This window comes from Prevotella veroralis DSM 19559 = JCM 6290 (assembly GCF_000377625.1).
Lineage (GTDB): Bacteria > Bacteroidota > Bacteroidia > Bacteroidales > Bacteroidaceae > Prevotella > Prevotella veroralis.
On the sequence record NZ_KB898333.1, the window covers coordinates 34,363 to 48,803 of the forward strand.

Here is a 14,441-nt window from a genome sequence, read left to right on the forward strand (position 1 = left end):
TTATTTCTTATTTACGGGTTAATCTATTCGTGGCAATAATATCATCACCATCTTCTTTATTCATGATTATTCACCTTGCAAAGGAACAAAAAATAAATGAGATAAACAAAGGGTTTGTCTAATGATTCTTCTTATAGCTTTGTACAGCCCAACAACCCATGACAAGACCGATGCCAAGGAGTGCGAGGATCTGATGTAAGATACTCTTTAAGTTTCCACCACGAATGAATACAGTGCGCATCGCATCTATGAAGTAGCTTACTGGGTTGACGTATGTAGTGAGGTAAGCTGCAACTGGCATTGAACGAGTAGGAGTAAAGAGCCCAGAGAGCAAGAGGAGTATCACAACAAAGAACCACATGACAAGTATGGCTTGCTGCATTGTGTCCGAGTAGTTGGATATTATCAAGCCAAAGGACGAGAAGAAGAGGGCTAACAACATCGCTAAGAGATAGATAAGGGCCACATTACCCACAGGAGTAATGTCGTATAAAGCCCATGACAACAGTAGACAAACAGTGATAACGAAGAAGGCTATCAGCCAATAGGGGATTAACTTTGCAAGTATAAACGTCCATTTATTTACTGGTGTCACATTGATCTGTTCAATTGTACCAGACTCCTTCTCACCGACAATATTCAGTGTTGGCAGAAAGCCTGTCATCATCATCATTATTATCGCAAATAGTGCGGGAATCATATAACGCTTATAGCTCAGCTGTCTATTGAAGAGATAGAACGTAGAAACGCTCGTTTGCAACGCCTGTAAAGTAGGGACAGCATTGGCCGTCACCATCTGTGAGAGGTAAACAGACCCTATCGACCCCTTCGTTCCATTAACGGCATTAGCGGCTATGAGCACTTGCGGCTTGTTGCCCAAGGTCAGGTCATGACTATAATGTTGGGGTATCACCACAACGATGTCAGCCTCAGAATGTTCAATGTCATTGAGGGCTGCGGTATAGGAAGGCTGTTGTCCGTGAAAAGAGAAGTAGTTATTGGCTGCAATCTCATGTACCAACTGTTGTGAAAGAGTAGACCTATCATTGTCTACTACATCCACAACAACATTCTTCACCTCCATATTCATGACCCAAGGCATGATACACATAATCATGACGGGGAACATAACAATGAGGCGGGGAAGGAACGGGTTGCGTCGAATCTGTGTGAACTCCTTTCGTAGAAGATATTTCAGTGTCATAATGAAATTACTCTAATCGTTTGTTAAACATGGCGAGTGATAGTCCGAGCAGGCCGATGAGCATACAAATTAAGACTATCATCTCGTGCATCACTTGTCTTACTCCCACCCCCATAATCATTAGTTTGCGCATAGCACTGGTATAATAACGTGTCGGAATGATAGTCGAAACGTATTGTAACACCTTTGGCATCGACTCAATAGGGAAGATCATACCAGAAAGCATCACGATAGGCATGAGCAGTACCATTGCTGATAACAACAAAGCAACTAACTGTGTCTTGGCAATGTTAGAGACGAGTAAGCCTAATGAGAGGGCCAAGAGAATATAGATAGTAGAGATAACGAATATCCAGAACACCGACCCCTGTACGGGAACACCGAGTAAGCTGTTTGCCATAAGTAGGATGACAATCAGGATGATGAAGGCAAGCACCAAGTAAGGAATGACCTTTGCGATGATGATAAGTATTGGTCGAACGGGCGATACCAGCAGCACCTCCATTGTTCCCCTCTCTTTTTCACGAACAATAGAGATAGAAGTCATCATGGCACACACCAACATCAATAGTGTTCCCATGATAGCAGGAACGAAGTTGTAAGCCGACTTCATTTGCGGGTTATACAGTAGTTTTGTGTTTACTAAGCCATTATTTGGATTCGTAATAATGGCATTGGCGTATTGAGTCCATTGTTGCGCCATATTCGGGTCGGCACCATCAACAATAAATTGTAGGCCTGAATGTCCGCTGGCATAGTCCTCTCCAAAGACGATAGCCAAGTCGGCCTTTTGGTCTCGGATAGCTTGTTCAGCCTCTGTAGGGGTAGCAACAACCTGCGTTATTGTGAAATACTCTGATGCTGATAAGCGGTCGACAGCCTGTTGAGTAACGTAATCAGTGTTACTCATCACAATCACGGTCCGCACATTCCGCACGTCATTCGTAACGGCATAACCAAAGAGAAGCATCATGATGATAGGCATTCCAAAGAGAATCAGCATTGTTCGTTTGTCTCGAACAATGTGTTTAGCTTCCTTGATGATGAATGATATAAATTGTTTCATTGCTTGTTGGTGTCTGTTTTTTGCATGTTGTCATGCTTTTCTAAGCGATTTCTTCAAAAGCTCCTAAGCTTTCTAAAAATAGTTCGCGAACTCTTTTCAGACTGTTCGCGAACTCTTTCAAAATTGTTCGCGAACTCTTTTCAGATTGTTCGCGAACTCTTTCAAAATTGTTCGCGAACATTCTGTAACGTCTTATGTGATTTAGTCCGAACTCCTCTTCGCCTGTCGAGCTAAGTAAGTAAAGACCTGGTCAATATCGGCTTTATTGAACTTCTGTTTCAGTTCCGTGGGTGTTCCGAGGGCTTTAATCTTCCCATCAACCATGATGGAGATACGGTCGCAATATTCAGCCTCGTCCATATAGTGAGTCGTAACAAAGACGGTTATACCTCTTTGAGCAGCATCATAGATTAATTCCCAGAACTGTCTACGAGTGGCTGGGTCAACTCCTCCAGTCGGTTCGTCAAGGAAGACGATACCAGGAGAGTGGAAGATACTTACCGAGAAGGCCAACTTCTGTTTCCAACCTAACGGCAGACTGGACACTAAGGTGTCACGATGTTCCGAGAAGTTCAGGCGTTGGAGAAGAACGTCGGTCTTGTGTTTAATCTCTTCATCGTTCATTCCGTAGATACCCGCAAACAGACGGATATTCTCTGCCACAGTAAGGTCTTCATAGAGAGAGAACTTCTGACTCATGTAGCCAATGTGCTTCTTTATTTGCTCATAGTCTGTTCGGATGTCGTATCCCACAACCCTTCCCGTCCCACTTGTGGGCTGGTTGAGTCCTGTGAGCATGTGCATAGCTGTTGTTTTACCTGCTCCGTTGGCTCCAAGGAAACCGAAGATCTCACCCTTTCTCACCGTGAAGGAGATGTCGTCAACAGCATGGAAAGTGCCGAAAGCCTTTACCAGATGTTCCACTTCAATAACGTTTTCTATAGTACTTCCCACCTTGTTTTTATCATGCTTATCAGCATGTTCAAGGTTTGGAGGACTAAATGTGTCGCTAAATTCATGGAGTATCTTCTCTGGCGAACCAATACCTCTTATCTTGCCTTCCGATAGGAAAGCCACCCGTTCACAGCGTCTCACCTCATCAAGATAAGGTGTGGAGGCAACGATGGTTATCTCTCGCTCTTTTAGTAGGGAGAGTATGTCCCATAACTCCTTACGGCTAACAGGGTCGACACCTGTTGTCGGCTCGTCCAAGAAGAGGACACTCGGCTTATGAACAAGAGCACAGCAGAGAGCTAACTTCTGCTTCATACCACCCGATAGTGCCCCAGCCTTGCGATCTTTGAAGGGCTCTATCTGCGAATAGATAGCCTTGATAGCATCGTAGTTTTCCTCAACTGTGGTACCAAAGAGCGTCGCAAAGAAGTGGAGGTTCTCCTCTACTGTTAAGTCTTGATAGAGTGAGAACTTCCCAGGCATGTATCCAACCCGCTTTCTTATCTCCTTCATTTGCTGTATGACATCGTACCCCTCAACCCTTACGGAGCCTTCGTTAGGAAGGAGCAAAGAACAGAGAATGCGATAGAGTGACGTCTTACCCGCACCATCTGGACCTATAACACCGAAGAGCTCACCTTTCCTTACAGAAAAACTGACGTCTTGTAATGCTTGTACTTTGCCGTATCGCTTAGATACTTGGTTTACTTCTATTGCGTTCATCAGCATTGTTAAAACTTCACTTCACCATACATACCTATCTTCACATAGCCATCGTTCGTGAATTGTATCTTAATGGCATACACCAAGTCGGCCCTTTCGTCGTCCGTAACAATGGTCTTTGGTGTAAACTCTGAACGGCTTGATATCCAGGTGACCACCCCATTATAGGTTTTCTTCTGACCTTTCCCATAATCGGCCATAACCTTTACCTTCTGTCCTATCTTCACACGTTTCAATTGCTCGGAGGTAACGTATGCACGGAGAAACATCCTCTTGGTGTCGGCAATCTTGAAGAGTGGCTTACCAACAGGGACATACTCTCCAGCCTCAACATACTTCTCCAAGACCGTTCCTGTAATCGGACTTCGCACGAAGGTATGGGATATTTGGTCGTCGAGTTGGGCTTGTTGTGTACGTACTCCAGCCTGTTGAGCATTGATTCCAGCCTGTTGTGCGTCTATACCCTCCATCTGTGCCGTAATCCCTTTGTTCTGTTCGGCCAAAGAAGTGTTCTGACTGCTTATCTGTTCTTCTGTGGCTGCAAGTTGTTTCAGCAATACCTGTATCTGATAGTCTATGTCATCAACTTGCTTCCGAGCGACGGCTCCGTCTTGCAAAAGCTCTGCAAAGCGTTGACGCTCCCATTGCTGGTTTGCAATCTGCTGTCGGATGGCTGCTACCTGCTTCTTCAAATCGAGTTGTTTGCTGCTCGTTGCCTGCTGATTAGCAGCCAACTGGCGTTTGTTAGCGGCTAATTGTCCGTGTGTGGCAGCGAGCTGTTCGTTGCTACTCGTCAGTTGTTCACGTTTCAAAGTGAGCTGTCGAGCATCAATCTGACCCACTGTCAAACCTCCATTCAACACCTCTCCTTCACTCACATTGAAGTTCTCAAGCTGTCCTGTCGACTCTGCCGACACTGTTACCTCAGTAGCCTCAAATGTCCCCGTAGCGTCATAGTCTTTCTTGTCTTTCGCACATGATGCCATCATCAGAGCACCGAGGCTTATTAAAAGAAGCTTTTTCATATCTTTAGTTGTTTTATTCGTTGTTGGTGAACTTTAGGTTATACATCTCTTTGAGCATATCAATCTCGTGTATAGCTTGCTGTGACTTGGCTGCGTTCTCATTGTTTATCTCTCTAAGCAAACTATTTACATCAATAATACCATGAGCCAGTTTTGACTCAGCAGCCTTACGAATATGGGTGCGCAAGTCGATGATTTCGTCATCATTTTGTATCATTTTGCGGTACCTATTGATATTCTCTTTCTGTTGTATCTCGTCTATACTGTTGTTAAACAAGAATACTTCTCGTGCATTCTCTATTTGTTCTCGTTGTAGTCTGAGCCTTGCTTTATCATTCTTATGAGTATAGAGTGCACCGATGTTCCACGATAGTTTTACGCCCACTAAGCCGTTCAGACTCCATTTATGTTGCATCATATCCTCAAACATATTGAGTCCTGGATAACCATAAAAGCCTTGTGCAAAAAGCCCTAAGTGTGGCTTTAATCGTGCATCCAAGGCTTTCTCCTGGGCTTCAGAAAGGTGTAATTGATTGTCAAAGAGCCTCATCTCTGGTCGGCTATTCGTTGATACAGTAGCGTCAAGGGCTTGGGGTTTCTGCAGGTGGTTGACTTCAATACCACAGAAGACGCTTAATATCCTACTTAACATCTCTTTCTGTGCTTTCAGACTCTCGTTAGCTTGTTCTGCGCTAAGCCGTTCGGCCCGCACATTCTCATAATCGCTTGTTGCTGCCGTACCTCCTTTCACCATGGCGGAGAGTTTCTGCTCGCTTGATTGTAGCAGTGTTTTGATGTCGTCATTGAGCTTGATTTGTTCGTCAAGAAGCAAGAGTGAGAAGTATAACTCATTGACCCTTCTTCGCACCTGGTACAGGTTTACCTCGTTCTCTGCCTCCTGCACCTTTCCTTCCTGGCTGGCTATCTTACGCTGACCACTGATAGCACCACCGTCATAAATAGGTTGCTGTACATCAATAGATAGCTTATATTGGTCTTTCCTAAGACCTTTCATCTTCAGTCCTACCTGCTGGAACATACTTTGCAGATGGTCAGGCCATGCAGCAACAGCACTCTGATAAGTAGCTTGGGCAGCTGCTGTCACCTGTGGCAACCACCCTTTCTGAATGTTCTTAACCGTTAAGTCGGTTGTCTTTGCTATCAAGTCATAACGCTTGATAATGGGATAGTGCTTCTCTGCAGCACGTTGACACTCGTCTAATGTCTGTGCTTGTGCAACTGATGCCGAAGCTAATAATGCAAGAATTAATATTTTCTTCTTCATATCTTATTCTATCGTTTCATAACCAATTAACATCTATGATGCTGACAAAGATAGTCTATTTGATGGAGTGGTTGGTTATTAAATACACAGAAAAGATGGTCATATTGTACGATTTCTGGGCTTTCCTGCCTTTCATTCAGAGGATTAATACTAATTTTGTAATCGAATCATACAATAAGAACATATTATGGGAGAAGTCAAGACCATCAACCCTTTTTCGATGGATAATATCGATATTAACGAATTGTCAGAACAGATGGAACGAATCATGATGACGGATGATGTCGTGGTAGTTCTCAATGGGCACTTGCAGCACACACGTTTTCTTGAGGAAGGAAAGATCTATCAGATTATCGAACCTCGCCTCGTTCTTGCAATGCAGGGACAGGCTGATATTTGCATTAACTTGCAGGACTATCACCTTGAAAAAGGTTCTTTAATGCTGCTCCCCTCTGATACAATCATTGAACCTAAAGCTGTCTCAGATGATGCACGAGTAGTTGCTATTGTCTTCCGAGAGGGGATTAACTTTACTGATGAGGCTGTCCTCAATGCTTCACCAGCAGAGTGTGACCGCCTTTTACGTATGATTTATCTTACATGGGACATCCTTCAACTTAAACCTTATCGGCGAAAGACAGTTCAAAACCTACTCCAATCGATTGTTTCAGACGTACAATACATTAAGGAAATAGCCGAGGAAAGTGAGAAGCACGACCAAAGTACTCGTACACAAGACGTCTTTATGCAATTCAAACGATTGGTACACAAACATTGTACGAGCGAACGCTCTATTCCGTTCTATGCGTCACAATTACATGTGACACCACATTATCTCTCGGCAATCATTAAGAAAGCTAGTGGGCAGAGTGTCATGTATTGGATTAATCGGGCTACTATCCAAGAGGCGAAACTACTATTGAAAACAAACAATGCGATGGGATATGAGATTGCTGATCAGTTGCATTTCCCTAGTGCATCAGCCTTCTCTAAATTCTTTAAGAGGGAAACAGGAATGACACCGAAGGCTTACCAAGAGGATATGAAGTGATTTCCTTTATCACTATCTGACGTATATAATAAAAAAGGCTATGAATCAGAAGCCTGATTCGTAGCCTTTAATATATCTTGTATGAATCTCTCCTATAGGAAGAGGAAAGAGGATCGTTTACTTGTTAAGACCGCGGTTGTTCAATGTAACATTGAGGAGCTTTACATACTCGCGATACTGACTATTGTTCAAAACATAGTGCATATAAGAAAGATCCTTCTTGATGGCAGCATTTACTTTAGCCTCACGCTCAGAGCTATCAGATACAGCTGCATTCATCATCTCTGCTGAGAAAGTGCGGTTAATATCCTCTACTACATCTACCTGATCCTGGTTTAGATTAAGAGCACGGCTCAATGCATATGTGCTGAGATTGAACTTGTATGCGTTGGTTGTTGCTGTGTTGTTATCATTCTCACCTGCTGCAAAAGCCATTGTCATACTCATTACTGCTACTACTGTCAATACAATCTTCTTCATATTCATTTTCCTTTCTTTAGTCAAAGGCGTCATTTACGATGCCTCTTGTTATCTTTAAATTTGTAGTTTTATCTTGTTTACGATTGCAAAGTTAGTAGGTTTTTGGCATATACAATGATTGTTCAACACATTTTCGCGGTTTTCTCTTATATTTTTGACACATATCAAGGGGTTTGATATATATCAGTAACAATATCATGCTTTCGACTATCTTTTCCGTTACAAACCATATTCTGAAAGACTGCAAATCGAAAAATCAGTAACTAAGAAAGTGCTATCTCGTTTAAAATACCTATCTTTGCATACCCTTTACAACATATTATATATAAAGAAAAAACGATAATGAAGGAAAATACACATCGATTCATCGCGATCAAGTATGAGTTAAATAGCGTAGAGAATGGAGCTGAACACTTCATTGAAAAGACTGAGGAACAAAAGCCAATGCAGTTCTATACGGGTTATGACATGGCTTTGCCAGCTTTTGAAGAGGAGATAGTTAAGCACGAAACAGGTGCTAACTTTGAGTTCTCACTTACTAAGGAGCAGGCTTACGGGGAGCATGATGCAAACAGCGTGTTGGCTCTTGACAAGGAAACTTTCAGTGTGAATGGTGAGTTCGACGCAAAGAATATCTATAAGGATGCGATTGTTCCATTGCAAAACGAGCAGGGGCAACGCTTCTTGGGTAAGGTGCTTGAGGTATCAGATGATAAGGTTACGATTGATTTAAACCATCCGCTCGCTGGCAAGGATTTGAGGTTTCGCGGACAGGTTATCGAAAATCGCGAGGCAAGCGAGGCTGAAGTTAAGGACTTCCTCGACCGCATGAACCAGCATCATTGTGGATGTGGTGGTGGCTGCGAAGGCAACTGTAGCGATGGAGACAGCTGTAGTTGTGGTGGCGAATGTGGTGATGGCTGCAACTGTGGCAACTGATTATGAACACGTTTGGTAAGCTCTTTACACTAACAACCTTCGGCGAGAGTCATGGTGTAGCTGTCGGTGGCGTGGTGGATGGAATGCCACCTGGTATTCCTATCGACATCGACTTCATCCAGCACGAACTAGCTCGAAGAAGACCAGGACAAAGTAGGATTACGACTGACAGGAAGGAACTTGATCAAGTGGAACTACTGAGTGGTGTATTCGAAGGAAGGTCTACAGGCACCCCTATTGGCTTCATCGTAAGGAATAGGAATCAGCAGTCAAAAGACTACGATAGCATCGCCAATCTCTTTAGACCATCTCATGCCGATTACACCTATTATAATAAGTATGGCATTCGAGACTATCGAGGAGGAGGTCGCGCATCGGCTCGCATCACTCTTTCACGTGTCGTTGCTGGTGCGTTGGCAAAGTTAGTTCTAAAGCAGAAGGGTATTAGTATAACGGCTTACACTAGTCAGGTGGGCAATATAACGCTTGACAAAGACTATCAAAAATATGATTTCTCGCTCATTGAAAGCAACCCCGTGCGCTGTCCAGAACCAAAGAAAGCGAAGGAGATGGAGGCACTCATTGCTGAAATGAAGCGTGAAGGAGACACGATCGGAGGCGTAATTACTTGTGTTATTAAGGGGTGCCCTGTCGGATTGGGAGAGCCTGAATTCGATAAGCTACACGCCCAACTGGGAGCTGCAATACTTAGTATCAATGCAGCGAAAGGATTCGAGTATGGAGAGGGCTTTGCGAGTGCCTCTTATCGAGGTAGCCAACAGAACGATGTATTCATCCCCTCTTCTGACAAGCAAAAAACGCATGGTATCAAAGCAAAAACGAATCATAGCGGAGGTATACAAGGTGGTATAAGCAATGGAGAAGATATCTATTTCCGTGTTGCATTCAAGCCTGTTGCCACTTTATTGATGGAACAAGAAACGGTCAATAAAGAGGGAGAAGCAACGAAGATAGACGTCCATGGGCGTCATGATCCATGTGTTCTGCCACGTGCCGTACCTATTGTTGAAGCTATGGCAGCCATGACAATACTCGATGCCCTGCTTGTTGACAACGCCAAACGAATATAACCTACACACGTCGTGGACGTAAGAATACGAAAAAGAGAATGCTGTAACCATTCTTATTGATGGTTGGCATCCTCTTCTTTTATGCTCTTTTCAAGGCGAGCAAACGCTCCCCTATCCTACTCCTATTCGTCCTTATACCAAGAGAAGAGACTTTGTTGAAAGGAAAAATAGACTATTTTTTATTCGCTTATAAACTATTATGTGGAAACTTTTAGATTATTTTCTCAATCAGAACCATGTCTTTTCAAACTTACATGAGCTTCTTCTCCAGCATAGACAACGCCCTCTTGATTGATTAGCTACCAAGCCCTTTTACTATTCCAAGGTCTTCACAAACTCGCTCAAGGCTTTTCCACCATCTAAAGATGGAGCAAACTCACTCAAAACGTGTAGTTGCCTCTCTCCTATCATCGCCTTTAAATCCTTACAAGTATTCAATACGCAGACATCACCAGCTAATCCGCAGACATCAATCTGATCGATGTGATGATCAACAAGGAGCTCTAAAAGATGTCTTGCCGACCTTTTATTCTGCAGAATGGAATATTCCTCTCGATTAATAGTATCGCCTTTATAAAGCATTTGAAAACCATCAATAGTCTCATTAAGAGCTACCAACAACGATTGCCATAAGGCTGCCCCAGCTGAATGTTGGACGCAATGACGAGGCCATTGACCGCCTTCTGGCACAAAAGAACTATGGTGATAAGGGTGCCAATCGGAGGTTACAACTTTCACAGAATAGTCCTCCCCATGCGCACGAACATACTCTGCCAGTGCATCCATAGCCTCTGCTGCGCTTGGTACAGGCAATGTCCCGGTGATGAAATCGACCTGCGGATCGACTATCAAAAGCATTTTCTTCATAATATCATTTTATATTTAATTATTGTATTCAGCTTTTTATTCAATACAGTTGATTATCTCCGTGACCGACTTACAACCGTGTTTATCCAACCAATCGTTTATGCCATTACGCACCTTGAGGGTCACTTGTGGATCAATAAAGTTGGCTGTTCCGATTTGAATAGCAGTCGCCCCAGCCATGAGAAACTCAATAGCATCTTCTGCAGTTGATATACCACCTAGACCGATAACAGGTATCTTTACCGCCTTTGCCACATCATTAACCATGCGCACAGCAACGGGTTTTATGGCTGGACCACTTAGTCCACCAGTACGGATACTCAGCTTAGAACAACGGCGTTCAATGTCTATTGCCATTCCCATAAGGGTGTTAATCAACGATACGGAATCGGCTCCTTCATCCTCACAAGCACGTGCGATACTGGCTATATCGGTCACATTAGGTGACAACTTCACGATCATTGTCTTGTGATAATGCTGTCGGACGGCTTTCACAACAGTGGCTGCACCAGAGCAAGAAACGCCGAATGCCATGCCACCTTCCCTCACATTGGGACAGGAAATATTGACTTCTATTGCAGGAATAGCGTCTAATTCATCCAGTCTGGCAGCTGTCTCAGCATACGATTCAGGCGAGTTTCCACTCACATTAACAATCATATTCGTGTCAATATCCCGTATCTGTGGATAGATATGATCGATGAAGTAGTCCACTCCTTTATTCTGTAGACCAACGCAATTAAGCATTCCTTGATGTGTTTCAACCATGCGCGGATAGTCATTCCCCTCGCGTGGTTTGAGCGTAGTACCCTTTACGATAATCCCTCCAAGCTCTTCCAATGGGACGAAATCAGCAAACTCAAGACCATAGCCAAATGTTCCGCTGGCGGTCATTACAGGGTTCTTTAGATGTAAGTTACCTATATTTACATTTAAATCTGCCATAGATTCATCATTTAATTTTACATATTTAGCTTATTCCTCATAGATAACCACACCTTCTACTAGGCTTATTCTCATTCTTAGACTTATAAGTTTTCAGGTGTTGTTATCACTATTTTCTCACCACATCAACTTCTGCGTATCAAAGACGGGACCATCCTTACATACGCAGAGATTGCCCTCAATGGTCTTCTCAACGCAACACAAACAGGCTCCGACACCGCATGCCATCATATTCTCCAATGATGCTTCACATGGAATAGAAGCCTTATGAGCATAACGGGCAACAGCCATCATCATGGGTTTAGGTCCACAAGTTGAGATGCGATCGAAGTGTTCTTTGGACAGAACGGAGTGATTCGTAACAAATCCCTTCTCACCTGCTGAACCATCTTCTGTGGTAATGCAGACCTCACCATAGGCTTTAAAGAGTTCTAACTCGGCAAGGTCAGAGGCAGAACGAGCACCCAACAAAAAGACTGGGGTAGCTCTCGCATCCTTTATGGTCTTACCAAAATAAAGCAAAGGAGCCACGCCGACACCTCCACCAACAAGCAAGATGCGTTCGTCAGGACGATTAGGAGGAGTAAAGGAATTACCTAATGGGAGTACACAATTAAGCTTATCGCCCACATGCAGACGCCCAAGTGCGCGCGTACCATCGCCTATGGTGGCAACTAACAACCATAGTTCATTGCGGTCACGATCGAGGAAATTGATAGAAATAGGACGGCGAAGAAAGGTAGAAGGGGAGCCGTCCACTCTCACTTCTACAAACTGACCAGGAAGCATCTCGGGTAGTGGCTTGTCATCAGTGAGTCGAATGAGAACATTCTTATCATTGATCTGCTCCACTGAAGAGACCTTCAAGTCAAGGACATACTTCTTCATCTTTTTATGCTTTGAATGTATTTAGCAAAGATAATGCAAACGAGCACAAAGGAATGCTCGCATTCGCTTTGTCGAGTGCAGCTTAGCTTATGCAAAGGTACACAAATTATCTATTGAAATGATAGATACATAAGAAATATAAGCTAAAAAACAAATAATTGGACAAAACGAAACAAATGGTAGCTATAATCAAGGCATACTCCACCATCCCACTTAGACCTTATTAATAAATAAAGAAGCACTTAAAAGCAAATATGCGAATGGTAAACACCAGTAGCGCGAACGGCGGACACCAATAGTATTCAGTATCTATTGGAATAGAAAAAAGAAGAGGAAACGAGGAAATAAAGAACTACTAAATAAAGAGGTAAATTAAATTTGCTGTCATTACTATCACTTACTTTCAACGCATAACATACTGATAAACACGTCATTGTACCAAATGTTAAAACTGACAGCAACTTAAAATAAAACTAAAACAGGGTTTTTGTGAGATAATAATAGGCTGAAGAAACCTTGCATCCACATGTAATAAGGTGACGTGTCTAACAATAAATTCGCTCAAAGTTCAATATTAGTTCGAGTACTCCAAGCCGTCTGCTTAATGCAATGGATTTAGAGTTCTATAATATGGCAACTGTCTTTTCAAGTATAAAGGTTACATAACAACAAACAAAAAGACATCTTTTGAAACAATAAGAATAGGCTTTATGCAACAAAAGAATTATCTCTATAAATAAATAAGGACAACAAGGTAAAGATGTGAAATCAGCTTTCAGGATTTACAAAAGCTGATTACATCTTTCAAAGTGATTATGTAGAAATATTATACGGAAAGGTGAGTTGTGACCTTACTCATCAACTCACTTTTTCGGAACAAAGCTCTCCCACGTCTGGTCATCGAAGAAGATTCGGATCTCAGTGATACGCCGCTGTGGTTTGTCAACATATTTTATCTCTGTTCTTGTAGGCGTTTTTAGTGTATCATTAACATGCTGTGAGGAACCTTGCCCATAACCCTGCTCGGATGGGGCAGGGGCTGAAGAGAAATCAAGATGACCTTCAGAAGTGGTAGTACCAGCCACTCCGTTCGTACTACCATCAGCCCCTGACTCTGTAACCTGATCCTTGAACATTGGTCCTTGACCATACATTAACCAATCAAGATTAATCTTTGTAAACTTACTACGAATAGCCTCAACCGTGTTAAGAGTAGGTTTCGTCCTTCCGGTGAAGATACTACTAAGTGATGCAGACGATATTCCTATGAAATCTGAAAAGGTCTGTTGAGTCATGTGCTGACTCTCCATGAGTTGTCTAATTCTATCTTTCATAACCAAACAAAAGGCTTTTTTAGGCTCTAAAGCCACACTTCCTTTGATTTTACAAAGGTAAACAATTAATTTTAAATACCAAAACGTGCCAGCTAATAATACATCTTTGTATATCCAGCTTTTGATATTTACATTTTAATATTACAAACTTCCAAATGTGTGCAAAACCTATTTACATATACAAATAGAAACTATATTATCTATAGCAGATATAACCATTTCTTTGTTTGAAACGACCAATTAACTGGTTATTAAAGGCTTATTGGAGAATTTAGAAGGCTAAATAATGCATTTATGCAGCAATGCAAGGATAAAAGACAGCTAATAGCACTGATAAAAGATAATAATTATATGTATTACACTGGTGTACAAATAGTTATATAGCACATATATAACGCGTATATCTATTCATTGTGATTTTGAAAACTAAATATTTATGTTTTGTTATTTACATTTACATATCATTGTGCGGTTTTTATCTCTTTTATCTATATACAAATATGTAAATCAAAATATAAACAATATGTATTATTAAACGCATTGATTTACATTTTTAATCCAAAACAAATGTGAATTATAAATCCTCCTT

Annotated in this window: 13 protein-coding genes; 3 read left to right on the plus strand and 10 right to left on the minus strand. The window is 42.2% G+C overall.

The features are described from left to right. Positions 1 to 118: 118 nt before the first annotated feature. The 5 genes from D464_RS0108695 to D464_RS0108720 all read right to left on the minus strand — a co-directional run bounded on the left by D464_RS0108695 (position 119) and on the right by D464_RS0108720 (position 6,257). The gene (locus D464_RS0108695; RefSeq protein ID WP_018911060.1) at positions 119 to 1,204 is read right to left on the minus strand and encodes an ABC transporter permease; all 1,086 of its coding nucleotides are present in this window, start codon (positions 1,202 to 1,204) and stop codon (positions 119 to 121) included. A gap of 7 nt (positions 1,205 to 1,211) precedes the next feature. Continuing rightward, positions 1,212 to 2,270, minus strand: a complete 1,059-nt coding sequence (locus D464_RS0108700; RefSeq protein ID WP_018911061.1) for an ABC transporter permease — start codon at positions 2,268 to 2,270, stop codon at positions 1,212 to 1,214. Positions 2,271 to 2,471: 201 nt separating this feature from the next. After that, a complete protein-coding gene (locus D464_RS0108710; protein WP_026284672.1) occupies positions 2,472 to 3,947 on the minus strand; it encodes an ATP-binding cassette domain-containing protein in 1,476 nt (491 codons plus the stop codon). Between the two features lie 8 nt (positions 3,948 to 3,955). Continuing rightward, entirely contained in the window at positions 3,956 to 4,972 is a 1,017-nt protein-coding gene (locus D464_RS0108715; RefSeq protein WP_024985791.1) for an HlyD family secretion protein, read from the minus strand. A gap of 13 nt (positions 4,973 to 4,985) precedes the next feature. Beyond that, complete coding sequence (locus tag D464_RS0108720; RefSeq protein ID WP_018911064.1) at positions 4,986 to 6,257, minus strand: TolC family protein; 1,272 nt, start codon at positions 6,255 to 6,257, stop codon at positions 4,986 to 4,988. Between the two features lie 187 nt (positions 6,258 to 6,444). On the opposite strand from D464_RS0108720, the gene D464_RS0108725 reads away from it, so the two are divergent. Further along, positions 6,445 to 7,308, plus strand: coding sequence for a helix-turn-helix domain-containing protein (locus D464_RS0108725; protein WP_018911065.1), 864 nt, complete (start codon positions 6,445 to 6,447; stop codon positions 7,306 to 7,308). Between the two features lie 117 nt (positions 7,309 to 7,425). Here D464_RS0108725 and D464_RS0108730 read toward each other — a convergent pair whose 3' ends face one another. Next, positions 7,426 to 7,794: a hypothetical protein gene (locus D464_RS0108730; protein ID WP_009434823.1), complete on the minus strand. Its 369-nt coding sequence runs from the start codon at positions 7,792 to 7,794 to the stop codon at positions 7,426 to 7,428. 336 nt (positions 7,795 to 8,130) lie between these two features. Between D464_RS0108730 and D464_RS0108735 the strand changes: the two genes are divergently transcribed. Beyond that, positions 8,131 to 8,727 (plus strand): FKBP-type peptidyl-prolyl cis-trans isomerase, encoded by a 597-nt coding sequence (locus D464_RS0108735; protein ID WP_018911066.1) that lies wholly within the window; start codon positions 8,131 to 8,133, stop codon positions 8,725 to 8,727. 2 nt (positions 8,728 to 8,729) lie between these two features. Continuing rightward, a complete protein-coding gene (gene aroC / locus D464_RS0108740; RefSeq protein WP_018911067.1) occupies positions 8,730 to 9,818 on the plus strand; it encodes a chorismate synthase in 1,089 nt (362 codons plus the stop codon). A gap of 315 nt (positions 9,819 to 10,133) precedes the next feature. Here aroC and D464_RS0108750 read toward each other — a convergent pair whose 3' ends face one another. The 4 genes from D464_RS0108750 to D464_RS0108765 form a co-directional block, all read right to left on the minus strand. Continuing rightward, positions 10,134 to 10,685 (minus strand): isochorismatase family protein, encoded by a 552-nt coding sequence (locus D464_RS0108750; protein ID WP_018911068.1) that lies wholly within the window; start codon positions 10,683 to 10,685, stop codon positions 10,134 to 10,136. 36 nt (positions 10,686 to 10,721) lie between these two features. After that, positions 10,722 to 11,630 (minus strand): dihydroorotate dehydrogenase, encoded by a 909-nt coding sequence (locus tag D464_RS0108755; protein ID WP_004382547.1) that lies wholly within the window; start codon positions 11,628 to 11,630, stop codon positions 10,722 to 10,724. A gap of 117 nt (positions 11,631 to 11,747) precedes the next feature. Continuing rightward, positions 11,748 to 12,518 (minus strand): dihydroorotate dehydrogenase electron transfer subunit, encoded by a 771-nt coding sequence (locus D464_RS0108760; RefSeq protein WP_018911069.1) that lies wholly within the window; start codon positions 12,516 to 12,518, stop codon positions 11,748 to 11,750. An 863-nt stretch (positions 12,519 to 13,381) separates the two neighbouring features. Beyond that, positions 13,382 to 13,852, minus strand: coding sequence for a helix-turn-helix domain-containing protein (locus D464_RS0108765; protein ID WP_018911070.1), 471 nt, complete (start codon positions 13,850 to 13,852; stop codon positions 13,382 to 13,384). Positions 13,853 to 14,441 lie beyond the last annotated feature (589 nt).

Coding starts and splice junctions, on each gene's coding strand:
- D464_RS0108695 (WP_018911060.1), bottom strand. CDS start 1,204: ATGACACTGAAATATCTTCTACGAAAGGAGTTCACACAGATTCGACGC.
- D464_RS0108700 (WP_018911061.1), bottom strand. CDS start 2,270: ATGAAACAATTTATATCATTCATCATCAAGGAAGCTAAACACATTGTT.
- D464_RS0108710 (WP_026284672.1), bottom strand. CDS start 3,947: ATGAACGCAATAGAAGTAAACCAAGTATCTAAGCGATACGGCAAAGTA.
- D464_RS0108715 (WP_024985791.1), bottom strand. CDS start 4,972: ATGAAAAAGCTTCTTTTAATAAGCCTCGGTGCTCTGATGATGGCATCA.
- D464_RS0108720 (WP_018911064.1), bottom strand. CDS start 6,257: ATGAAGAAGAAAATATTAATTCTTGCATTATTAGCTTCGGCATCAGTT.
- D464_RS0108725 (WP_018911065.1), top strand. CDS start 6,445: ATGGGAGAAGTCAAGACCATCAACCCTTTTTCGATGGATAATATCGAT.
- D464_RS0108730 (WP_009434823.1), bottom strand. CDS start 7,794: ATGAATATGAAGAAGATTGTATTGACAGTAGTAGCAGTAATGAGTATG.
- D464_RS0108735 (WP_018911066.1), top strand. CDS start 8,131: ATGAAGGAAAATACACATCGATTCATCGCGATCAAGTATGAGTTAAAT.
- aroC (WP_018911067.1), top strand. CDS start 8,730: ATGAACACGTTTGGTAAGCTCTTTACACTAACAACCTTCGGCGAGAGT.
- D464_RS0108750 (WP_018911068.1), bottom strand. CDS start 10,685: ATGAAGAAAATGCTTTTGATAGTCGATCCGCAGGTCGATTTCATCACC.
- D464_RS0108755 (WP_004382547.1), bottom strand. CDS start 11,630: ATGGCAGATTTAAATGTAAATATAGGTAACTTACATCTAAAGAACCCT.
- D464_RS0108760 (WP_018911069.1), bottom strand. CDS start 12,518: ATGAAGAAGTATGTCCTTGACTTGAAGGTCTCTTCAGTGGAGCAGATC.
- D464_RS0108765 (WP_018911070.1), bottom strand. CDS start 13,852: ATGAAAGATAGAATTAGACAACTCATGGAGAGTCAGCACATGACTCAA.